At 69.0% G+C, this 21,039-nt stretch carries 21 protein-coding genes; 13 read left to right on the top strand and 8 right to left on the bottom strand.

Going from position 1 to position 21,039, the window contains the following annotated elements; genetic code table 11:
• The first annotated feature begins 7 nt into the window (after window positions 1-7).
• Both ASF22_RS08160 and ASF22_RS08165 read left to right on the top strand, forming a co-directional pair.
• Window positions 8-946 carry a pirin family protein gene (locus tag ASF22_RS08160; protein ID WP_056263281.1) on the top strand — a complete coding sequence of 313 codons (939 nt, stop codon included), beginning with the start codon at window positions 8-10 and terminating at the stop codon, window positions 944-946.
• 60 nt (window positions 947-1,006) lie between these two features.
• Window positions 1,007-2,782, top strand: a complete 1,776-nt coding sequence (locus tag ASF22_RS08165; protein WP_056263283.1) for a monovalent cation:proton antiporter-2 (CPA2) family protein — start codon at window positions 1,007-1,009, stop codon at window positions 2,780-2,782.
• A gap of 170 nt (window positions 2,783-2,952) precedes the next feature.
• On the opposite strand, the gene ASF22_RS08170 is transcribed toward ASF22_RS08165, so the two are convergent.
• Entirely contained in the window at window positions 2,953-3,312 is a 360-nt protein-coding gene (locus ASF22_RS08170; RefSeq protein ID WP_056263285.1) for a hypothetical protein, read from the bottom strand.
• Between the two features lie 250 nt (window positions 3,313-3,562).
• Here ASF22_RS08170 and ASF22_RS08175 point away from each other — a divergent pair, with 250 nt between their 5' ends.
• Window positions 3,563-4,468, top strand: a complete 906-nt coding sequence (locus ASF22_RS08175; RefSeq protein ID WP_056263286.1) for a LysR family transcriptional regulator — start codon at window positions 3,563-3,565, stop codon at window positions 4,466-4,468.
• A 51-nt stretch (window positions 4,469-4,519) separates the two neighbouring features.
• Here the strand turns inward: ASF22_RS08175 and ASF22_RS08180 are convergent, their stop codons facing one another.
• Window positions 4,520-6,193 carry a L,D-transpeptidase family protein gene (locus ASF22_RS08180; protein ID WP_056263289.1) on the bottom strand — a complete coding sequence of 558 codons (1,674 nt, stop codon included), beginning with the start codon at window positions 6,191-6,193 and terminating at the stop codon, window positions 4,520-4,522.
• Between the two features lie 137 nt (window positions 6,194-6,330).
• Here ASF22_RS08180 and ASF22_RS08185 point away from each other — a divergent pair, with 137 nt between their 5' ends.
• The 3 genes from ASF22_RS08185 to ASF22_RS08195 all read left to right on the top strand — a co-directional run bounded on the left by ASF22_RS08185 (window position 6,331) and on the right by ASF22_RS08195 (window position 9,599).
• Window positions 6,331-7,212: an SDR family NAD(P)-dependent oxidoreductase gene (locus ASF22_RS08185; protein WP_056263291.1), complete on the top strand. Its 882-nt coding sequence runs from the start codon at window positions 6,331-6,333 to the stop codon at window positions 7,210-7,212.
• Window positions 7,213-7,342: 130 nt separating this feature from the next.
• Window positions 7,343-8,821, top strand: coding sequence for a glucose-6-phosphate dehydrogenase (zwf, locus tag ASF22_RS08190; RefSeq protein WP_056166233.1), 1,479 nt, complete (start codon window positions 7,343-7,345; stop codon window positions 8,819-8,821).
• A 106-nt stretch (window positions 8,822-8,927) separates the two neighbouring features.
• Complete coding sequence (locus tag ASF22_RS08195) at window positions 8,928-9,599, top strand: GntR family transcriptional regulator (protein WP_056166234.1); 672 nt, start codon at window positions 8,928-8,930, stop codon at window positions 9,597-9,599.
• 15 nt (window positions 9,600-9,614) lie between these two features.
• Here ASF22_RS08195 and ASF22_RS08200 read toward each other — a convergent pair whose 3' ends face one another.
• A complete protein-coding gene (locus tag ASF22_RS08200) occupies window positions 9,615-10,271 on the bottom strand; it encodes a GntR family transcriptional regulator (protein ID WP_056166922.1) in 657 nt (218 codons plus the stop codon).
• Window positions 10,272-10,467: 196 nt separating this feature from the next.
• Between ASF22_RS08200 and dctP the strand changes: the two genes are divergently transcribed.
• The 5 genes from dctP (at window position 10,468) to ASF22_RS08225 (ending at window position 14,188) form a co-directional block, all read left to right on the top strand.
• Window positions 10,468-11,487, top strand: coding sequence for a TRAP transporter substrate-binding protein DctP (dctP, locus tag ASF22_RS08205; protein ID WP_056263293.1), 1,020 nt, complete (start codon window positions 10,468-10,470; stop codon window positions 11,485-11,487).
• Entirely contained in the window at window positions 11,484-12,128 is a 645-nt protein-coding gene (locus ASF22_RS08210; RefSeq protein WP_056263295.1) for a TRAP transporter small permease, read from the top strand. The genes dctP and ASF22_RS08210 overlap by 4 nt, the downstream gene beginning before the upstream one ends.
• Window positions 12,125-13,477 carry a TRAP transporter large permease gene (locus ASF22_RS08215; RefSeq protein ID WP_056166245.1) on the top strand — a complete coding sequence of 451 codons (1,353 nt, stop codon included), beginning with the start codon at window positions 12,125-12,127 and terminating at the stop codon, window positions 13,475-13,477. Before ASF22_RS08210 ends, ASF22_RS08215 begins: the two co-directional genes overlap by 4 nt.
• A 293-nt stretch (window positions 13,478-13,770) precedes the next feature.
• Entirely contained in the window at window positions 13,771-13,899 is a 129-nt protein-coding gene (locus ASF22_RS25295) for a hypothetical protein (RefSeq protein WP_348271134.1), read from the top strand.
• Window positions 13,871-14,188, top strand: a complete 318-nt coding sequence (locus ASF22_RS08225; RefSeq protein WP_056263297.1) for a BrnA antitoxin family protein — start codon at window positions 13,871-13,873, stop codon at window positions 14,186-14,188. The genes ASF22_RS25295 and ASF22_RS08225 overlap by 29 nt, the downstream gene beginning before the upstream one ends.
• 7 nt (window positions 14,189-14,195) lie before the next feature.
• On the opposite strand, the gene ASF22_RS08230 is transcribed toward ASF22_RS08225, so the two are convergent.
• Together ASF22_RS08230 and ppk2 are read right to left on the bottom strand one after the other, a co-directional pair.
• The gene (locus tag ASF22_RS08230; RefSeq protein ID WP_056263298.1) at window positions 14,196-15,005 is read right to left on the bottom strand and encodes an enoyl-CoA hydratase/isomerase family protein; all 810 of its coding nucleotides are present in this window, start codon (window positions 15,003-15,005) and stop codon (window positions 14,196-14,198) included.
• Between the two features lie 80 nt (window positions 15,006-15,085).
• Window positions 15,086-16,009, bottom strand: coding sequence for a polyphosphate kinase 2 (ppk2, locus tag ASF22_RS08235; protein WP_056166255.1), 924 nt, complete (start codon window positions 16,007-16,009; stop codon window positions 15,086-15,088).
• A gap of 234 nt (window positions 16,010-16,243) precedes the next feature.
• Between ppk2 and ASF22_RS08240 the strand changes: the two genes are divergently transcribed.
• Both ASF22_RS08240 and ASF22_RS08245 read left to right on the top strand, forming a co-directional pair.
• A complete protein-coding gene (locus ASF22_RS08240) occupies window positions 16,244-18,586 on the top strand; it encodes an Orn/Lys/Arg decarboxylase N-terminal domain-containing protein (protein WP_056263300.1) in 2,343 nt (780 codons plus the stop codon).
• The gene (locus ASF22_RS08245; RefSeq protein ID WP_056166260.1) at window positions 18,586-19,191 is read left to right on the top strand and encodes a GNAT family N-acetyltransferase; all 606 of its coding nucleotides are present in this window, start codon (window positions 18,586-18,588) and stop codon (window positions 19,189-19,191) included. Before ASF22_RS08240 ends, ASF22_RS08245 begins: the two co-directional genes overlap by 1 nt.
• Before the next feature lie 16 nt (window positions 19,192-19,207).
• On the opposite strand, the gene ASF22_RS08250 is transcribed toward ASF22_RS08245, so the two are convergent.
• The 3 genes from ASF22_RS08250 to ASF22_RS08260 all read right to left on the bottom strand — a co-directional run bounded on the left by ASF22_RS08250 (window position 19,208) and on the right by ASF22_RS08260 (window position 20,901).
• On the bottom strand, window positions 19,208-20,023 hold the full coding sequence (locus tag ASF22_RS08250; protein ID WP_056263302.1) for a metallophosphoesterase: 816 nt from the start codon (window positions 20,021-20,023) through the stop codon (window positions 19,208-19,210).
• A gap of 7 nt (window positions 20,024-20,030) precedes the next feature.
• Complete coding sequence (locus tag ASF22_RS08255; protein WP_056166264.1) at window positions 20,031-20,246, bottom strand: hypothetical protein; 216 nt, start codon at window positions 20,244-20,246, stop codon at window positions 20,031-20,033.
• Window positions 20,247-20,331: 85 nt separating this feature from the next.
• Window positions 20,332-20,901, bottom strand: a complete 570-nt coding sequence (locus tag ASF22_RS08260; protein WP_056263303.1) for a helix-hairpin-helix domain-containing protein — start codon at window positions 20,899-20,901, stop codon at window positions 20,332-20,334.
• Between the last annotated feature and the right edge of the window lie 138 nt (window positions 20,902-21,039).

Below are 21,039 nucleotides of genomic sequence, written 5' to 3' on the forward strand. Positions count from 1 at the left end.
TCACCCCATGAGCTGGCACGGTGCCGACGATCCGATCCCGGGCGATCATTTCACCTGCGACGCGATCAAGACCCTGATCGTCCCGCGCTCGCGCGACCTCGGTTCGTTCGCCGTGCGCAGGGCCCTGCCGTCCACCGAGTGTCGGATGGTCGGGCCGTTCATCTTCTTCGACCAGATGGGGCCGTCCGAGTTCCTGCTCGGCCAGGGCATGGACGTGCGGCCCCATCCCCATATCGGCCTGTCCACCGTGAGCTACCTGTTCGAGGGCGAGATCATGCACCGGGACAGCCTCGGGACCGAACTGCCCATCCGCCCGGGCGAATTGAACTGGATGACGGCGGGCCGGGGCATCACCCATTCGGAGCGGACGGGACGTGACCTCCGGAAGACCGGTTCGACGCTGTTCGGGCTCCAGAGCTGGGTCGCCCTCAGCGGCCGGGACGAGGAGACCGCCCCCGCGTTCGAGCATTACGAGGCCGGGGCGCTGCCGGTCCTGACCGGAGAGGGCAAGACCGTCCGGCTCATCGCCGGCGAGGCCTTCGGTGCGAGATCCCCGGTACGGACCTCGAGCCCCATGGTCTACGCAGACGTGGCCCTGGAGGCCGGCGCGGTCCTGCCCCTCGACCCGACCTACGACGAGCGGGCGATCTACACGGTCTCGGGCGCCATCGAGATCGCCGGCGACGGCTTCGGGCCGGGCCAGCTTCTCGTCTTTCGACCCGGCGACCGCATCAGCGTGCGGGCGACCGAGGCCGCCCGTTTCATGGTGCTGGGCGGCGAACCCATGGATGGGCCGCGCCACCTCTGGTGGAACTTCGTCTCGTCGCGTCCCGAGCGAATCGAGCAGGCCAAGGAGGATTGGCGCCAGGCCCGCTTCGACACGGTTCCGGGTGAATCCGAGTTCATCCCCCTGCCTGAAACCCCCGCGCCCGTCCGCTACCCTTGAGCGTGCCTGCGCGGCCGGTCATGCCCGGTCCGAATCCCCCGTCACCGAGATCGAGACTTCATGGCTGCTGAAGCATCCGGCGCTGCCGGCGAACTCGTCCAGGTCGTCGCGCTCCTGGCGGCGGGCGTGATCGCCGTCCCGCTGTTCAAGCGCATCGGTCTCGGCTCCGTCCTCGGTTACCTCGTGGCGGGGTTGTGCATCGGCCCGTTCGGCCTCGGCCTGTTCACGGACGCGCACGCGATCCTGCACGTGGCCGAACTCGGCGTGGTGATGTTCCTGTTCCTCATCGGCCTGGAGATGGAGCCGTCGCGGCTCTGGGGCATGCGGCGCGAGATCTTCGGCCTCGGGTTGGCGCAGGTCGGAGCCTGCATCGCAGCCCTGACCCTCGTCGGCCTCGCCATGGGCTTGTCCCCGGCCGTGGCGTTCGTGGCCGGGACCGGCTTCGTGCTGACCTCGACGGCCATCGTCATGCAGCTCCTCGAAGAGCGCGGGTCCCTCTCGACCCCGAAGGGACAGCGCATCGTCGCGATCCTGCTGCTGGAGGATCTCGCCATCGTGCCCCTCCTCGCCATCGTCGCGTTCCTCGCGCCGGGCGGTGCAGCGGCGAGTACGGCCGACCGGGCCTACGCCATCGGCCTCGCGCTCCTGTCCGTGGCCGCCCTGGTCGCGGCGGGACGCTGGCTGCTCAATCCGATGTTCCGCCTGCTGGCGGCGTCGAAGGCGCGGGAGGTGATGACCGCGGCCGCGCTGCTCGTCGTGCTCGGCTCGGCGCTGGCCATGCAGTTCGGCGGACTGTCCATGGCCATGGGCGCGTTCCTGGCCGGGGTGCTGCTCTCGGAATCGAGTTTCCGGCATCAGCTGGAGGCCGATGTCGAGCCGTTCCGCGGCATCCTGCTCGGCCTGTTCTTCCTCGGCGTCGGCATGTCCCTCGATCTCACCGTGATCGGGGCAAACTGGGCGCTCATCCTGACGGGCGTCGCCGCCTACATGGTGGTGAAGAGCGTCGTCATCTACGGGATCGCGCGTCTCCTGCGGGCGTCCCACGCCGAGGGCGTCGAGCGGGCGGCCCTGATGGCGCAGGGCGGCGAGTTCGCCTTCGTGCTGTACGCCGCCGCCGCGGGCGTCGGGATCATCGACGGCACCACCAACGCGATCCTGACCGCGACCGTCATCCTCTCCATGGCGCTCACCCCCCTGATGGTGATCGCCTACGACCGCCTCGGACCGAAAGCGTCCGTATCGACGGACGGCGTCGAGGTTCCGGAGAACCTCGTCGGCAGCGCCCTGATCATCGGGTTCGGGCGCTTCGGGCAGGTCGTCAGCCAGCCGTTGATCTCGCGGGGGTGCTCCGTCTCCATCATCGACACCGATCCCGCGCAGATCCGCGTGGCCGAGGCGTTCGGGTTCAAGGTCTATTACGGCGATGGGACACGCCTCGACATCCTGCATGCGGCGGGCGCCGCGACCGCGCGGACGATCCTGATCTGCATCGACGACCGCGACGCCGCCAAGCGGATCGCCGCGATCGCGCGGGCCGAATTCCCCCTGGTTCCGGTCCTCGCCCGGGCCCGGGATCGCGAGCACGCCATCGCGCTCATCCGGGCGGGCGTCGCGTATCAGCTCCGGGAGACGTTCGAATCGGCCCTGGCTTTCGGCGAGCAGGCCCTGCTCACCATCGGCGACGATCCGGACGCCGCGCACGCGGTCATGGCCGAAGTCCGCCGCCGGGACGTGGAGCGCCTCGACCTGGAAACGGCGGGCGGCCTCTACGCCGGACGCGACCTGATCCAGGGGAACTCGCACCACGCGCCGAAGGCCCCCGGCGATTCTCCGTAAGGGATGCGCGCGAGGAACAGGGCTCGTTCGCCGCGTCGGCATACTTCCTCGCTGGGACGAGGCGCCGTCGCATGGCCGGCGCCACGTGCCGAGATTCGCCGCCGCCGTCACCGGGCGCTTTGCCCGGGAAGCCGACAAACACGCCCGCGGGAAGCCGAGGGGCGGAATCGTTAGGGCCGCCCGCCGAGACTCCCGGCGCGCGCCGAGACCCGGGTCAGCGCCATCGCCATCGCCACGCCGAACCCCCCTCCGGCGCCCTTCACGAGGAAGTCGCCCATCCGGCCATGCCGTGTCGCCTCGATCATCTGGAGAGCCTCCAGCCCGGCTCCCGCCAGGGTGACCAGAGCCAGGACCTCCCAGCGTCGCTGCGGGTATCCGTAGGCGAACAGGAAGCCGAGGGCGGCGAACGCGCCGAACCGCTCCAGGCCGACGGGCGCGCCGCTCACCGGCCGCAGCCCGATGGGGGCCAGGGTCGCGAAGATCAGAGCGGCCAGGAGAAGCCATGCGAGGGGCCGGGCGAGGTTCGTCATGGCAGCCGGTGTGCAGGGCCAGCTTGGCGGCACTGAGGCGGATATGACGGTTCGGTGAACGGCACGGGTTTGCGACGCCGGAGCAAGGGGTTGAAGGTCTTGGTGGAGGGAATGCCGGTCGGTCCGAGACGGAGACCGGACGATGCGGGAAAGCCTCGTTGCCGTTTCCGGGAAGCTCACTTCGGTGCAGGGATGCGGAAGAGGCGTTTGGTCGTAGCCCATCGAAACGCACGGATCGTGAATTTTCCCTATGGAACTGCGTCATCTGCGCTACTTCGTGGCCGTGGCCGAACATCTCAGCTTCACGGCGGCTGCCGAGAGTCTTGGCGTCGCGCAGCCGCCGTTGAGCCAGCAGATCAAGGATCTCGAGGCCGAGATCGGGACCGAGCTGTTCGAGCGCACGACGCGCCGCGTCTCCTTGACGCCCGCCGGCCAGGACTTCCGAATCGAAGCCCTCGCCATTCTGGCGAAGGCCGGCGAGGCCATGGGCCGGGCGCGGGCCATCGGCGCCGGCACGGCCGGCATCATCAATGTGGGGCTGACGGGCTCGATGCTGGCCGGGCCCCTGGGCGCCTCGATCCGCGTGTTCGCGGAACGCTATCCCGACGTCGATCTGCGGATCCACGAGATGTCGCCCGACCGGCAGATCGCGGCCCTGAGGACCGGGCGGACCGATGTCAGCTTCCTGCGCTGCCCGCCGCGGGACCTGGATCTCGTCAGCGAACTGGCCTGGGAGGAGACCGTCCGCCTCGTCCTGCCGAGGGGGCATCGGCTCGCGACGGAGACGATCGCCCTAACGGACCTCGCGGCGGAGAACTTCGTCTTCCTGCGGCTCCACGATTCGCTGTTCGCCAAGTACCTCTGGACCTGCTGCGTTGAGGCGGGCTTCACGCCCCGGATCTCGCATCAGGTGGTCGAGGCCGCGTCCCTGACCAGTCTCGTGGCGGCGGGGCTGGGCCTCGCCATCATTCCGGAATTCGTCGCGCGGCTGGCGCACCGGGACGTCGTCTATCGACCGGTCGCCGGACGGCCGATCCGGGCCGACGTGCACGCTCTGTGGACGAAGGCACGGGCGCCCCTGATCGAGAACTTCATCGCCCTGGTGCGTCTCGGCAGCGTGCGGTTCGCGGAGGAGATCCGGACCGGCGCGCGGTGAGTGCGGTCACCCCTGCGCCCACCGGTGACGTTCGCCCGTGCGCCGGGAATCCTATCGGGCGGGTGAAGCGGCGAAGGGGATCGATCCGGGCGGGATCGGGCCCGGTGGAACGGGACCGGTGGGCAGAGCGGGCGCGACCTTCGGCGGCGCAACCTTGGGCGTCGCCGTCCTCACCGGTCCCGCCTGGGGCGACACGATTCCGGCGGCGGCCGGCTTGATGGTTCGGCCCGTCGGGCGCGGCGTGATCGAGCCCGTGGTCGCCACCTCAGGCATCGGTACCGCCGGGCTGTCGATGCCGTAGATGTCGTCGCGGAAATGCGCGCGGCCGTCCGGCGTCGCGTAGCCCGTGAGGTACACGAAGGTCACGGGGATCTGTTTCGGCAGCTTGATGTCGAGGCGCTCGTTGGTGGCGATGTGGCTCTCGATCTCCATGGGGCCCCAGGTCGAGGCGCCGCCGTTCGGGCCGGGGGTGCCCTCGAGCAGCCAGCCGGCCAGTTCCTTCACCTGCGCCACCCGCACGCAGCCGTGGGAGTGGAACCGCACCTCGCGGGCGAACAGGGATTTCGAGGGCGTGTCGTGCATGTAGACCGCCTGTTTGTTCGGCATGTCGATGCGGACCTGGCCGAGGGAATTGTCGAGGCCGGAATCCTGCCGCAGGGTGTAGTTCGCCGCCTTCTCGCTGGCCCAGTCGAGGGTGGTCGGATCGACCTCCACGCCGCCGGGGCCGAGGATGCGGATGCGCTCGCGGGCGAGGTAGCCCGGGTCTTTCCGCATCTTCGGGATGATCTCCTTCTTGATGATCGAGACCGGGAGGGTCCAGGTCGGGTTGAGGTTCACGTCGGTGATGCGGGCCTCGATGCGCGGCGTCGCCTTGTCGGGCTTGCCGACCACGGCGACGTACCGGCGCACCACGACGCCGCGCTCCACCGCCTCGACGGTGGCGGAGGGGATGTTCACCACCACGTAGCGGTCGCCGAAGGCGAAGGTCGACCCGATCTGCCGGGCGGCCGACGCGGCGAGCTGGCGCTGGCGGGTGGCCGCCGGCACGTTGAGCGCCGCCACGGTCTGGCGGCCGATGAGGCCGGTCTCGGGCAGGCCGTGCCGGGCCTGGAAGCTCTTCACCGCCGCCACCAGGGGCGCATCGAGGAGGTCCGAGGCCGGCGCGTCGGCGGGCAGATCGCCGACCAGCGCGAGGTGCTTCCGGAGGGCGAGAATCGCCGGATCGCGGGCCCCGGCCTTGACCACGAGGCCCGGCGGCAGGCTCGCCCACCCGCCGGCATCCGCCATGGCCTGATAGCGATCGGCCATCTTCAGGGTGTCGAGGAAGGTGGCGGGGCTGAGCGTGGGCGCCGGATCGGCCGAGACGCGGGCGACCACGAGGGGCGGCAACTCGCGCGACTTCTTGGGCGCCGCCTCCTTCGAAGCCGCCTCCTTGGCCAGAGTCCCGGCATCCGGCGTGCCCACCGGTACGATGGCCTGCACGGCCGGCGTGGCCGGGGCCGAAGCCGCCAGGGGATCGAGGCGCGGGGCCTCGTTCGTCGAGGCTTCGCTCTTGGGAGTCTCGCTTCTGGCCGGCTCGGCCTTGATCCTGGGCTTCGCGAGCGGCTTCGACGGAACGGGTTTCGGCGGCACGGGCGCGTCCTGCGCCATCGCACCCGTGGCGACGGCGAGGGCCGACAGGCTCGCGCACAGGGCGGTAACGAAGAGAACGTGGCGCGAAAGCATCGCGGATCCCCGAAGCGACTATCGTCCACGACCATGCGGCGCGAGGGTTACCAATCCCCTGCCGTGCCGGCCGCGCCCGTGACGCCTCCACCCACCCGCCCTACCTCATGGGCGAAACCGCACATGGGGAGACGGGCATGCAGGCGAGCGACGCTCGGGTCGGCCGGGGTTCAGGGGAGCATCCGGCCCTTCGCGCGGGCGGCACCGCCGTCGTCACCGGAGCGGCGAGCGGGATCGGCCTCGCCGCCGCCACGCGCTTCGCCGCCGCCGGCATGGCCGTGTGGCTCGCGGATCTGCCCGGTGACGCCCTCGAGGGCGCGCGCGCCACGGTGGCGGCGGCCGCCCCGGGGAGCGCCCCGATCCGGGCGCTCGCGACGGATGTGGGCGACCGGCACGCCGTGGAGGCCCTGCGGGACGTGGCCTCGGCCGAGGGACCGCCGGCCCTCGTCCTGCTCAACGCGGGCATCGAGGCGGGCGGCACCCTGTTCTCGGACGCCGACACCTGGCGGCGCATCCTCGACACCAACCTGTGGGGCGTGATCAACGGCCTCCACGCCTTCGCGCCGGCGATGATCGACGGGCCCGAGCCCGGTGCCATCGTGGTCACCGGCTCGAAGCAGGGCATCACCACGCCGCCCGGCAACACGCCCTACAACGTGTCGAAGGCGGGCGTGAAGGCGGTGACGGAGGCCCTCGCGCACGACCTGCGGAACCGCACGGGCGCGCAGGTCAGCGCCCATCTGCTCATCCCGGGCTTCGTCTATACGGGCCTGACCCGGGCCCGCGGCGTGGCCGAGAAGCCGGCGGGCGCCTGGACGCCGGAGGAGACCGTGGATTTCCTCCTCGCCGGGATGGCGCGCGGCGACTTCTACATCCTGTGTCCGGACAACGAGACCACCCGCGCGCAGGACGAGAAGCGCATCGCCTGGGCCGCCGGCGACCTCATCGAGAACCGCCCGGCTTTGTCGCGCTGGCACCCGGATTTCTCGGAGGCGTTCGCGGCATTCATGAAGACGTAAGCCCCCGGACATCGGGGAGCGCCCGCTGGCGAAGCTCTTGCTTGCGGTCTAAGCCTTGCGCCACGCTCCGTGGGTGGCCGGGCAGGCCCGGCCCCGCGGACCCCGTGCGAACCGAACCCGGGAGCCGCCCTTGGCCACCATCATCCCCGTCGCCTCCTTCGATTGCGTCGTGTTCGGCGCCACCGGCGACCTGACCACGCGCAAGCTCCTGCCGGCGCTCTACTATCGGTTCAAGGACGGGCAGATCCCCGGCACCAGCCGGATCATCGGCGCCTCGCGCTCGGAGATGAGCGCCGAGGCGTTCCGCGAGCGGGCGCGCGACGCCATCAAGCGCTTCGTGCCGGCCGCCGATGTGGCCGAGGACAGGCTGTCCGCCTTCCTCGACCACCTCGACTACGTCGCCGTGGACGGGGCCGGCGACGACGGCTGGGAGGATCTCGCCGCCAAGCTCGCCGAGCGGCCCGATCAGGTGCGGCCCTACTACCTCGCCACCTCGCCCGACCTCTACGGCTCCATCTGCCGGAACCTCGCCGCCCATGGGCTCATCGGCGAGAAGTCGCGGGTGGTGCTGGAAAAGCCCATCGGCAAGGACCTCAAATCGGCCCGCGCCATCAACGACGCCGTCGGCGAGGTGTTTCCCGAGGAGCAGATCTTCCGCATCGACCACTACCTCGGCAAGGAGACGGTCCAGAACCTGCTGGCCCTGCGCTTCGCCAACACCATCTTCGAGCGCCTGTGGACGGCCGACGTCATCGATCACGTCCAGATCACGGTGGGCGAGACCGTCGGCGTCGAGGGGCGGGCCGGGTACTACGACACCTCGGGCGCCCTGCGCGACATGGTGCAGAACCACATGCTCCAGCTCCTCTGCCTCATGGCGATGGAGAGCCCGCTGTCGCTCGACGCCAACTCCGTGCGCGACGAGAAGCTCAAGGTGCTGCGCGCCCTCAAACCCATCACCCCCCACGACGTGCAGACCGTGACCGTGCGCGGGCAGTACGGGGCCGGCGCCGTCGCGGGCCAGCCGGTGGAGAGCTACCGCACGGATCTCGGCGGCGACGCCCAGAGCCGGACGGAGACCTTCGTCGCCCTGAAGCTCGAGGTGCAGTCCTGGCGCTGGGCCGGGGTGCCGTTCTACCTCCGCACCGGCAAGCGGCTGCCCCAGAAGCTGTCCGAGATCGTGGTGCAGTTCCGCGCCTCGCCGTTCTCGATCTTCCCCACGGAGGCGTTCGGGCGCGAGCCCAACCGCCTCGTCATCCGGCTCCAGCCGGAGGAGGGGATCAAGCTCGAGGTGATGACGAAGGATCCCGGTCCCGGCGGCATGCGCCTCAGGCCCACCAACCTCGACATCTCCTTCGAAGAAACCTTCAAGCAGCGCTACCCGGATGCCTACGAGCGCCTGCTCATGGACGTGGTGCGCGGCAACGCCACCCTGTTCATGCGCCGCGACGAGGTCGAGGTCGCCTGGGCCTGGGCCGATTCCCTGCTCAAGGCCTGGGCCGACCGGCCCGAGCCGCCCCGTCCCTATCCGGCCGGAAGCTGGGGGCCGACGGCCGCCATCGCCCTGATCGAGCGAGACGGGCGCACGTGGCACGAAGAAGTGCGATGAAGAGATAGGAGAGCACCCCTATTTGAACCGCCTGTCCCTCGACACTTGGACAGGCGGCTCCTAAAATGGGAAGTATAGGCCTTTCGACTTTTAGAATTGCTGACTGATGAACAAGATCGAGCCGGGCATCGGCATCAACCGGCGTTATCTGCACGACGAGGTCGTCGATCGGATGCGGGATCTCATCCGCTCCGGTGAACTCGAGCCGCGCGCTCGTATCAACGAGAGCGAATTGACCGAGCGCTTCGGCATCTCGCGCACCCCCTTGCGCGAGGCCATCAAGATCCTGGCGACGGAAGGTCTGCTCGAACTCCTCCCCAATCGCGGTGCGCGGGTGGCGAGCCTGTCGCAGTCCGAGATCGAGGAGATGATCGAGGTCATCGCCGGCCTGGAGGCCACGGCCGCCGATCTCGCCTGCCGCACCATCACCGACGAGGAGATCGCCGGCATTGAGGGCGATCACCGCGCCATGGTGGCCGCCTGGAAGGCCGGGGAGGAGGGGGCGTATTTCGGTCTCAACCGCGCGATCCACGAGGCGATCATGGCGGCGAGCCGCAACGCGATCCTGGGTGGCCTCTACGCCAGCCTGTCGGGGCGTATCCAGCGCTCGCGCTACGCCGTGCACCAGACGGCGGAGCAATGGGCGCGGGCGGTGTCCGAGCACGAGCGGATGATCGAACTCCTGCATGCCCGCGACGGCGAGGCCCTGGCCCGGCTCGTGCGGGCTCATATCCGCGCCAAGACCCCAGTCATCGCCGAGAATTTCGGCGCGACCTGAGCCCCGCTGCGCCGATCACGCGGCGTCGTTGATCGCCCGCAGACTCGCGACGAGATCCGAGAATCGGTCGCCCTGCACGATCACGTGGGCGCGCAGCCGCTCCGCCGCGCCCGTCTCGTCGCCCGCCACGATGGCGGCCACGATGGCTTCGTGTTCGGCGAGCGACTGCCCGAGGCGGTGACGCGCCCGAAGCTGCATCCGACGGAACGGCGCGAGGCGCCGATGCAGCAGCCGGGCCTGCTCGGCGAGGAACCCGTTGCGGCAGGCCTGATAGACCACCGTGTGGAACACGTAGTTCTCGTCGTAATAGCGCTCCGGATCCTGGGCCTCGGCCGCCGCCGCGCAGGCCGCGAGGGCCGCTTTGAGGGCCGCCTCGTCGGCCGGGATCAGGCGGCGCGCGGCGAGGCGTCCGCACGCGGCTTCGATCTCCGCCATGGTCTCGAACATGGCGATGAGAAGCTGCGGGTCGGGGGCGCTGACCAGCGCGCCGCGGCGCGGCTTGATCTCCACGAGTCCCGTCATCGCCAGCTGCAGCAGGGCCTCGCGGATCGGCGTGCGCGACACGCCGAAGCGTTCCGCCAGTTCCGTCTCGTCGAGGCGGGCGCCGATGGCGAGGCGGCCGTCGACGATCTCCGTCTCGATGGTCTGGCGCAGGCGAAGGGACTGGTTCATGCGCTCGGGTTCCATCGGTCCGGTTCCTTCGCCGTGGGCCTGCCCTTCGCCGGGACGGTTACTGCTGTCTACCTTATGCAACCCGGTTGACAAAATATACAAGGCGTCGTTCTCTGGTATAAAGAGCGGGCAGCGCAGTATAAATGCTGCACCGCAAAATGGGCGGGCGGCCAGCTTGCCGAAGGAGGAAGACGCCATGACGTTGACACGCCGCACCCTCGTCGCCGCCGGTCTCGCCGCGCCCGCCATCCTGTCCCTCGGCTCGCGGGCCCGGGCGGCGACCACCCTGAAGATCTCGCATCAGTTCCCCGGCGGCACCATCGACGAGGGCGACTTTCGCGACCGCGCGTGCCGCAAGTTCGCCGCGGCCCTGGCCGAGCGCTCGAAGGGCGCCCTGGAGCTCCAGGTCTATCCGGGCTCGTCCCTGATGAAGACGAACGCCCAGTTCGGCGCCATCCGCAAGGGCGCCCTCGACATGACCCTTTACCCGAGCCCCTACGCCGGCGGCGAGGTGCCGGAGATGAACATCGGCCTGATGCCGGGCCTCGTCACCTCCTACGCGCAGGCCACGGCCTGGAAGACCGCCCCCGTCGGCCGCAAGCTGACCGAGATCCTCGAATCCAAGGGCGTCGTGGTGGTCTCCTGGGTGTGGCAGGCCGGCGGCGTCGCCAGCCGCGACCGGCCGCTCTTCACGCCCAGCGACGCCAAGGGCCTCAAGGTCCGGGGCGGCTCGCGCGAGATGGACCTGATGATGAAGGCGGCGGGCGCCGCCACACTCTCGATCCCGTCGAACGAATCCTACGCCGCCATGCAGACCGGCGCGTGCGATGCCGTCATCACCTCCTCCACCAGCTTGATCTCGTTCCGCCTGGAGGAACTCTCGAAATCCCTCACCTCGGGGGCTCAGCACACCTATTGGCTCATGTGGGAGCCGATCATGATGTCCAAGATCGTGTTCGACCGCCTGCCGAAGGACCAGCAGGACCTCATCATGACCATCGGCGCCGAGCTGGAGGCCTTCGGCCAGAAGGGCGCCAAGGACGACGACACCCGAGTCGAGCAGGTGTTCGCCAAGGCCGGCGCCAAGGTGCAGCAGCTCGACGAGAAGACCCTCGGCCAGTGGCGCGACATCGCCAAGGACACCGCGTGGAAGGACTTCGCGGGCAAATCCGCGAGCTGCGCCGAGCTCCTCAAGCTGGCGGAGCAGGTGTCGTGAGCCACGCCTTCGACGCGGCCTCCGCCGCCTCCGAATCCGTACGGGCCGCGCCCGAACCTCGCGTCCCCGGGCTGCTCGGGGCCATCGACCGCGGGATGAAAGCGATCAACGGCGTGGTGATGATCTTCGGCGGGCTCGCCCTCGTCGGGGCCTGTCTCGTCCTCAGCTACAGCGTGTTCGTGCGCTACTGGCTGAAGGAGCCCACCGACTGGCAGGACGAGATGGCGGTGTTCCTCATCGTCGGCGCGACCTTCTTCTCGGCGGCCGCCGTCCAGGCCAAGCGCGGCCACGTCGCCATCGAGGCGCTGAGCGGCCTGCTCTCGCCGCGGGTCAACCGCGCCCGCCTGCTCATGGCCGATCTCGTCAGCATCGTGTTCGTGACGTTCTTCGCCTGGAAGAGCTGGAGCCTGTTCCACGAAGCCTGGGTCGACGGGCAGGTCTCCCAATCGACCTGGGGGCCGCCGCTCTGGATTCCCTACGCCCTCATGGCTTTGGGCATGAGCTTCCTGTCCCTGCAGTTCCTCCTGCAGATCGCCGAGGCCCTGAACTACGGCCCCCGTTCCGCCGGCTGGGCGAACCCGAAGGTCGGCCTCGGGGCCGACCTGAACGCCGATCCCCTCAAGACGAGCCCCCACCCATGAGCGTCGCGGCCATCGGCTTCCTCTACGCGGGTGCCACCCTCAGCGCGATGCTGGCCGGCATCCCCATCGCCTTCGCGCTGGGCTTCGTGGCGCTCGCGTTCATGTACTTCTTCATGCCGGGCGCCTCCCTCGATACGGTGGCGCAGAACGTCTACGAGGAGATGGCCTCCATCACCCTCTTGTCGATCCCGCTCTTCATCCTAAAGGGCGCGGCCATCGGCCGTTCACGAGCCGGCCAGGACCTCTACTCGGCCATGCACGCCTGGATGCACCGCATCCCCGGGGGGCTGGGCATCGCCAACGTCTTCGCCTGCGCGCTGTTCGCCGCCATGGCGGGGTCCTCGCCCGCCACCTGCTCGGCCATCGGCTCGGCGGGCATCCCGGAGATGAGGAAGCGCGGCTACTCGCCGGGCTTCGCCGCCGGCATCATCGCCGCCGGCGGCACCCTCGGCATCCTGCTGCCGCCCTCCATCACCATGATCCTCTATGCGGTGGCGGCCGAACAGTCGCTCGGGCGCCTTTTCCTCGCCGGCATCGGGCCGGGCCTGCTGCTGGTCGGCCTGTTCGCCGCCTGGTCGGTCTATCGCTTCCGGGCCGAATACGCGGCCGCGAAGGACGCCTTCGAGCGCAACGGCACCGCCTCGCCGATCCTCGCCGAGGACACCTACAGCATGCGCGAGCGCTTCTCGACGCTGCCGCGGGTGCTGCCCTTCGTGGTGCTCCTCACCGGCGTCATGGTCGCCCTCTACGGCGGCTACTCCACGCCCTCCGAGACGGCGGGCCTCGGCGGTCTCCTGGCGCTCGGCCTCATCGCGGTCATCTACGGCGTCTGGCGCCCGAAGGACGTGAACCCGATCCTCGCCGCCACCTTGCGGGAATCGACCATGCTGATGCTCATCATCGGCATGTCGCTCCTTTACGCCTACGTGATGAGCTACCTCCACATCTCGCAATCGGCGGCCAACGCCATCGTGGCGCTGCAGCTCTCGCCCTGGGTGCTGCTGGTGACGATCCTGGGCCTCGTGATCCTGCTCGGCTTCTTCCTGCCGCCGGTCTCGATCATCCTGATGACGGCGCCGATCATCCTGCCGCCCCTGAAGGCCGCCGGGTTCGACCTCGTCTGGTTCGGCGTCGTCATGACCATCACCATGGAGATGGGCCTGATCCACCCGCCGGTCGGCCTCAACATCTTCGTCATCAAGAACATCGCCCCCGACATCCCGCTGAAGGACATCATCTGGGGCACGCTGCCCTTCGTGATGCTGATGGCGGTGGCGATCCTGATCCTCTGCCTCGTCCCTGGCATCGCCCTGTGGCTGCCGAACTGGCTGCTGCCCTCCACGCGATAGAGCGAACCAGCCTCGAAACGGCTGGGCGGCCCGGACCTCTGGTTCGGGCCGTTCGCTTGCGTCTGATCACAGATCGATCCCATTGTAACACGACAAATTTGTCGTTACATTTTTGCATGTCGATTCGCTTCGCATGGGACGCGGCCAAGGCCGAAAGCAATCTGCGTAAGCATCGCATCAGCTTCGAGGTTGCGTCCCGCGTCTTTGCCGATCCTTACGCATAGAGTTCGCAGGATCGGATCGAGGACGGTGAGTATCGCTGGCAGACGATCGGCCTCGTGGATGGCGTCATGATGGTGCTGGTCGCTCACACGATCTTCGACGCTGACGATGGAACGGAGATCGTTCGCATCATTTCGGCTAGACATGCCGACCGGCAGGAGCGCAAGCGCTATGAACGAGACCGATCCCGTCATCTTTGAACTCGACCTGCACCGGCCCGCCGCCCTCACGCCGGAACAACGCGCGGAGTTGGAGGCGCTCGCCGCGACGCCGGATTCTGAGATCGACTACAGCGATATCCCGCCGCTGACGGAGGCGTTCTTCGCCAACGCCCAGCGCAATCCGTTCTACCGTCCGATCAAGGCTCAGGTCACCGTTCGCCTCGACGCGGACGTGCTCGCTTGGCTCAAGACGGGCGGGCGCGGCTACCAGACGAAGCTGAACGCGATTCTTCGGCGTGCCATGCTCCAGGACGCTCCGCCGAAGTGACCGGTTCTCACCGCCCCCGCCAATCCGGCGCCCGCTTGCCCAGGAACGCTTCCATTCCCTCGCGAAAATCGGCGCTCGTGTAGCAGAGGCGGATGAGGTCGTCGCCGGGGCGCTCGCCGGCCGTGTCGTCGGCGTCCTGAAGCCGGCGCAGGCCCTCCTTGGTGGCGTGGAGGGTGAGGGGCGCGTGGCCGGCGACGAGGGTGGCGAGTTCGGTGGCGCGGACCGCGAGGGCATCTGCATCCGCCACCACCTCGCCGACGAGGCCGATGGCCAGCGCCTCCTCGGCCCCGACGAGGCGGGCGGTGAAGATCATGTCCTTGACCCGGGCCGGGCCGACGAGCCTGGAGAGGCGCTTCAGGTTGGCGAGCGACAGGCAGTTGCCCAGCGTCCGCGCGATGGGAAAGCCGAAGCGCGCGTCGCGGGTGGCGACCCGCAGGTCGCAGGCCGCCGCGATGGCCGCCCCGCCGCCCGTGCAGGCCCCCGCGATGGCCGCGATGACGGGCACCCGCAGGCGCTCGAGGGCACCCATCACCCGATCCATGAACCGCTCGTAGTCCAGGGCGTCCTGGGCCGAGGCGAAGCCGCGGAACTGGGCGATGTCGGTACCGGCCGCGAACGCCTTCTCGCCCGCGCCCGTGATCACCAGCACCCGCACGGACGGGTCGGCCTCGATCCGCGCGCAGCGGTCGATGATCCCCTGATACATCGCGAAGGTGAGGGCGTTGCGGGCCTGGGGCCGGTTGAGGACGATGCGGGCGATGCCGGCCCCGTCCTGCGTGAACAGGAGCTCGTCGGTGTCGCGCGCAGGGCTGGTCATGGCGGGTCCGGGGTCGCGTGGAATTCCAGCCCCGGGTCTGCCCATCCCGGCGGCCCGGATCAACCCGGGGAGCGGCCGTCTCAGAACAGGCTCGGCACGAACATCTCCGGCGGGACCGGCTGGCGGGCGTAGTCGTCGTGGCGCTCGCGCTCGGGCAGCTGGACGGTCGGGTGCGCCACCGCGCCGTAGGGGATCTGCGACAGGAGGTGGGCGATGCAGTTGAGCCGGGCCTTCTTCTTGTCCACGGCCTCGACCACCCACCACGGCGCCTCGGGGATGTGGGTGCGGGCGAGCATCACTTCCTTGGCCTTGGTGTAATCCTCCCACAGGCGGCGCGACTGCACATCCATCGGCGAGAGCTTCCACTGCTTCAGCGGATCGTGGATCCGCATGGTGAAGCGCAGCTCCTGCTCCTCGTCGGTGATCGAGAACCAGTATTTCAGCACGATGATCCCTGAGCGCACCAGCATGCGCTCGAATTCCGGCACGGAGCGGAAGAACTCCTCCACCTCGTCGGGCGTGCAGAAGCCCATCACGCGCTCGACGCCGGCGCGATTGTACCAGGAGCGGTCGAACAGCACGATCTCGCCGCCGGCGGGCAAGTGGGTCACGTAGCGCTGGAAGTACCATTGCGTGCGCTCGCGCTCGCTCGGGGCCGGCAGGGCGGCGACGCGGCAGACGCGGGGGTTGAGACGCTGGGTGATGCGCTTGATCGCCCCGCCCTTGCCGGCGGAATCCCGGCCCTCGAAGATCACGACGACGCGCAGCTTCTGAGCCTGCACCCAATCCTGCAGGCGCACCAGCTCGTGCTGGAGCCGGAACAGCTCGCGGAAATAGCGTCGGCGGTCCATCTGCGGCGCGCGTGGACCGTCCCCGACGGCATCGGCGAGGCGTTCGAGACGCTCCTCCTCCATCTCCATTTCGAGTTCTTCGTCGAAATCGTCGGCGACTTCGCGGCGGATCGCCTCGATGTCGAAGGTGCCTGCCCGTTGCCCCTGATCCATTGCCGCCGTCCCGCCCGTCGCTCGAATCCCGATCGCTGGCGTTAGAGCAGGCGCGTGTGACAGTGCTGCTACGGGCGATCGGTGCGCCATCGGTCTATGGGTGATGCCGCCGGCCGCCGGCGCCGAACCCGGCCGTGTCGCCCTCGAAAAGCCGCCGCCCCTCCGCAACTGTCATCGAAGCGTCACGTCCCGTCGCGAACGGTGCGCGCCAAACACCACGGAGCCTTTTCCCGCATGGACTTCTTCCGCCGCTTCACCGTGCTGATGTGCGCGCCGAACTTCGATCCGGACGATCTCGAGGGCGTGCGCGTCCAGCAAATCCTCACCTCCATCGAGAAGCTCGGCTTCGAGGTGGTGCGGGCGCGGCGCGTCGAAGATGCGGCCATCGCGGTCCAGACCGACGCCGCCATCGGCTGCATGGTGGTGGATTGGGGCAAGCGCGGGCTGGACGGCAAGGCGGCGGCGCTCATCAACCTCATGCGGAAACGCGGGCTGGAAATGCCCATCGTGATCATGGTCCGCCGCAAGCGCCTGGAAGACATCCCCGTCGAGGTGCTGGACTTCATCGACGGCTACATCTTCCTTGCCGAAGAAACCCCCGAATACATCGCCCGCGGCCTCGTCAGCCGGGTGAAGCAATACGCCGAGACCCTGAAGACGCCGTTCTTCGGCGCCCTGGTCGACTACGCCGAGCAGGGCAATCAGCTCTGGACCTGTCCCGGCCACAACGGCGGCATCTTCTACAACCGCTCGCCCATCGGCCGCATCTTCGTCGAGCACCTCGGCGAGGCGATCTTTCGCGACGACCTCGACAATTCCGTCCTCGATCTCGGCGACCTCCTCGTCCACGAGGGGCCCGCCCTGAAGGCGCAGAAGGAAGCCGCCGTCATCTTCGGGGCGGAGAAGACCTACTTCGTCCTCAATGGCACCTCGGCCTCGAACAAGATCGTGCTGTCGGCCCTGGTGGCGGAGGGCGACCTCGTGCTGTTCGACCGCAACAACCACAAGGCCGCGCATCACGGCGCCCTGTTCCTCGGCGGCGCCGTACCGGTGTTCCTCGAGACCGATCGCAACTGCTTCGGGTTGATCGGCCCCATGTACGCCGAGGCCCTGGACGAGACGGCGATCCGCGAAAAGATCCGCACCAATCCCCTGGTGAAGGACCCCGACGCGTGGAAGCGCGAGCGCCCGTTCCGCGTGGCGGTGGTCGAGCAATGCACCTACGACGGCACGATCTACAATGCGCAGATGATCCTCGATAAGATCGGGCACCTCTGCGACTACATCCTGTTCGACGAGGCCTGGGCGGGCTTCATGAAGTTCCACCCGCTCTTCGCCGGGCGCTTCGCCATGGGCCTGAAGGGGCTGGACGAGACCTCGCCGGGCATCATCGCCACGCAATCGACCCACAAGCAGCTGGCGAGCTTCTCCCAGGCCTCGCAGATCCACACCAAGGACAGCCACATCCGCGGCCAGACCCGCCGCATCGAGCACCGGCGCTTCAACGAGACCTTCCTCGTCCACGCCTCGACCTCGCCGTTCTATCCCCTGTTCGCCTCCCTCGATGTGGGCGCGCAGATGATGAAGGGCCGCTCCGGCGTCGTCCTCTGGGACGACACCATTCGGCTCGGCATCGAGTGGCGCAAGAAGGTCCGGGCCATCCGCCGCGAGTTCGAGGAGAAGGAGGGCGATCCCCTCCGCCGCTGGTTCTTCGACCCCTTCGTGCCCGACACCGTGAAGGGCCCGGATGGCAAGGTGCCGTGGGAGAGCATCTCCACGGACGAACTCGCCAGCAACGCCAAGTACTGGGAATTGACTCCGGGCGCGGCCTGGCACGGCTTCACGCACGTGGTGCCCGATTATGCCATGACCGACCCGAACAAGCTCACGGTGCTCACCCCGGGCTTCGACCGGCGTACAGGTGAATACGCCGAGCACGGCGTGCCCGCGCCCATCGTCGCCCAGTACCTGCGTGAGAACCGCATCGTGCCGGAGAAGAACGACCTCAACTCGCTGCTCTTCCTGCTGACGCCGGGCGTCGAATCCTCCAAGGCCGGCACGCTGATCTCGGGCCTGGTCGCCTTCAAGCGCCTGCACGACGACAACGTGCCGCTCGAAGAGGCGATGCCCGAGTTCGTCCGGCGCCGGCCCAACCGCTACAAGGGCGTGCGCCTGCGCGATCTCTGCGCCGATTTCCACGCCTTCCACCGTGAGGCCGGCACCAGCGCCCTCCAGCGCAAGCAGTTCGAGCCGGGGCACCTGCCCGAGATGGTGATGACGCCCAAGGAAGCGGTGCAGCAGCTCACCCGCAACAACGTCGATTACGTGCCCATCGCGGAGGCGGAAGGGCGCGTGGCGACGACCTTGCTTCTGGTCTACCCGCCGGGCATCGGCACGGTGCTGCCGGGCGAGCGATTGGACGAGCGGGCGAAACCCATGCTGGATTATTTCAAGATGTTCGAGCGCTCCGCGAACCTGTTCCCCGGGTTCGAGGCCGAGATCCAGGGCGTGTTCCGCAACGTGGATCCGGACGGCACGATCCGGTTCCACACGTATGTCATGCGCGAGACCCGCTGATGCCGGCGCTGGCCGGCGACCCCGACCTCGTCATCCGACCCTCGTCGGATGCCGACGTGGCGGACATGGTGGACATCTACGCCCACCACATCCGGCGCGGGGTCGGCGATGTCGGCGATTTCGAGGAGGATCCGCTCCATCCGGACGACCTCAAGAAGCGCCGCAAGGCCATGCGCAAGAAGCGCCTGCCGCACCTCGTCGCCGACCGCGACGGGGTGGTGGCCGGCTACGCCTACGCGGTGCCGTTCCGCAAGCGGCCGGCCTACCGCTACACCCTCAAGCACTCGATCTACGTCCACCACGAGCACCTGCACGCCGGCATCGGCCGGCGCCTGCTGCCGGCCCTCATCGAGGCCTGCGCGGCCGGCGGCTACCGCCAGATGATCGGCTACATCGACGCGAAGAACGAGGCCTCGTTGCGCCTGCACGAGGCCTGCGGGTTCGTGCGCGTCGGGCTGCTGCCGGCGGTGGGCTACAAGTACGGCCGCTGGAGCGACAGCGTCATGGTACAGTGCGCCCTGGGCTCCGGCGCCACCGACCAGCCCGGCACCTGGACGCGTCCCGTCGAGGTGGTGGTGGCCGGCCACGACTGGATCGGCAAATAGCCGGTCACCGAGGAGCCTACTCGGCGTCCCGCCAACCGCTGCCATGCCACAGCCGCACGGTCACGGTGGCGGCGCCGTCCGCGATGACGATGCGGTTGTAGGCGTTGGGTTCGGAGCCGCGCAGGCGGGTCGAGGTGGCCGAACCCGCTTGGACCGCGAGCAGATGCCCGCGTCGGCCCCGCATGACGCCCCGGTCCACCGTGTCGTTCGCAGCACCCGAGGCGTCGGCTTCGGCGAACCGGGCGTAGTGCCGGTGGAGGTGGCCGGCGAGGGTCAGTCCGACGCCCTGGCGCCGGAACGCGGCGAGCGCCAAGTCGGCGCGGCCGACGAGGCGGGCTTCCTCGTCCCAGGGCGGCGGCATGAACGGGTGATGTCCCACCACAATCCGGAACACGTGCGCCGGCATGGCGGCGAGCCGCGCCTCGGCCTGCACGATCTGGCGCCGCCGGATCTTGCCCTGCGACCAGTCGGCCTCGGGCGCCCAGGTCCGCACTGTGTTGAGGCAGACGATGCCGATCTCGTCGTCGAGATGGGTCGGCTCCGTGCTGGGCGCGATGTAGCGGCGGTAGCGCGCGAACGGCCGGAGGAAGCGCTGCACGAGGTGGAACGGCGAGATGTCGTGGTTGCCCGGCACGGCGATCCACGGCGCGTCGAGGCGTGCCAGGAAGGCCCGGGCCGCCGCGTACTCCACCTTGCGCGCACGCATGGTGAAATCCCCCGACGCGATGACGAGGTCGGGACGATCGCGGTTGAGTTCTGTGATGAGCCCCTCGACCACGGCCGGGTTCGTTCGGCCGAAATGCAGGTCCGAGATGTGGGCGAGGCGCCGCAACGCCGGTTTATTGCTGGGCGCGGTTGATGATCGCCTGGAGCGCGCGAGCCACGGGCTCGGTGACGGTCTTGCGGTACTTGCGGTGAACCAGCTGGCCGTTGTGGTAGATGTCGTGCTCCACGTAGAGCTTCTCGCCGTCCCAGCGGACGATGTTGTCCGTCTCGGTGGTCTCCTCGACGCCGAGATCCTCGCGGAAGGTCACGCCACCGGCTTGCGCAAACATGGTCGGTCCTGGGCTCGATACGGCTGGCGTCGCCGCGGTGTCAGTGTAGGCACCCGCCGCGCCCGACGCTACCCGTCCCGCATCCTCAACGCACCGTGACCTGATCCTTGATCCGCTCGTAGGTCGCCCGGCTCAGGACGCGCTTCGACAGGAGCTGATCGACGGACGCGTAGGGCCGCTTCTGCACGATGGAGCGGCCGATCATGCCCCCGCCCTTGAGGCCGTTGAGCTCGGCGACGCTCGCGGTGTTGAGATCGGCGATGGCCATGGCGCGCGGGCCGGCATTGTCGGACGCGCTGGCGACCTCCCCTTCGCCCGCGGCGATCGAGGGCTCGAACGTCAGGGGGGCGGATGGGGCGGATCTGGCGGGCACGGACGGCGTCGGGGGCGTGGGCGTCGGTGCGAGGGGAGGGGGCATCGGAGCGGCGGATGCGACAGGGGCCTGCGGTATCGGCTGGACGGGCGCCGGGGGGGCTGCCGGAACGGGCGCAGGGTCGGCACGGCGCACGGTGCGCGGTGGATCCACCGGCACGGCCGCGGGCCCCGGATCGGGGTCGACGGTCGCGGGCGACCAGTAGCGCTGGACGATTCCAGCCAGCCCGGCCGCCACGATCAGGAGAACCACGACCCGCAGGAAGGCTGAACCGCTGAGCATTCGGTGGCGGCCTCGGATACGAGAAACGATCCCTCGTTTATCATGGGTTACAGGTCGATGCCCCGGCGCGGACGCGACGGGCGGCAATCTCCTGTCGATAAAAGCCTCTTTTGCCACCCGTCCGATCGCACGGGGATC

The organism is Methylobacterium sp. Leaf87, assembly GCF_001422775.1.
In the GTDB taxonomy this organism is placed as follows: Bacteria; Pseudomonadota; Alphaproteobacteria; order Rhizobiales; family Beijerinckiaceae; genus Methylobacterium.